Raw genomic sequence first — 508 nt, forward strand, 5'->3', positions numbered from 1 at the left:
CTTCACGGAACAAATCGGGCAGGATGCCTTCGTACTCGATGGTCGACTTTAGGACCCACATCCGCAAGATCAAAGCGTACTTTGAGAGATTCTGGAGCGCGTCTCACAGACCCCATCACCACCATTCCACCAATACGTAGGCGCTGACCAACTTCTGGCTTAGTGCCATCATCTTTGCCATTCACCAATTCGGTTGGGGTATAGAAAGATCCATGTTTTGGTTCAAGGCGTAGATCATCAAACCGATAGTGGCACTGACACCGATTAAAATCGCTAAAATAATCCCCAGTCTCTTTTGACGTCTTGGATTCATAGGGTGTTCTCCATATTCTTCGCGGCATCGATACGTGCCTGACGATCTATCTTCGCTTTTACTTCTTTAAGAAGCGCATCGCTACGACGTAAGCTACTGATCAATAGAATCAGCATGGACAAAAAGGTAATACCAAAAGCGCCCCATACGTAAGAAGCGTACCCACCCATAGCAAAAATTCGCTCAGAGATTCAA

The 508-nt window shown here is 46.5% G+C and carries 1 protein-coding gene and 1 pseudogene; both read right to left on the bottom strand.

The genetic code is table 11. The features are described from left to right. Positions 1–313: pseudogene (locus tag CIK04_RS29115) on the bottom strand (cytochrome c maturation protein CcmE); the annotation flags it as partial. Beyond that, a complete protein-coding gene (gene ccmD, locus CIK04_RS29120) occupies positions 310–483 on the bottom strand; it encodes a heme exporter protein CcmD (protein WP_325205986.1) in 174 nt (57 codons plus the stop codon). The gene ccmD and the pseudogene CIK04_RS29115, both read right to left, overlap by 4 nt. Positions 484–508 lie beyond the last annotated feature (25 nt).

The sequence above is a fragment of the Vibrio sp. 03_296 genome, assembly GCF_002265885.1.

Excerpts from the sequence above, each read along its gene's own strand:
- ccmD (WP_325205986.1), bottom strand. The coding sequence starts at position 483 with ATGGGTGGGTACGCTTCTTACGTATGGGGCGCTTTTGGTATTACCTTT.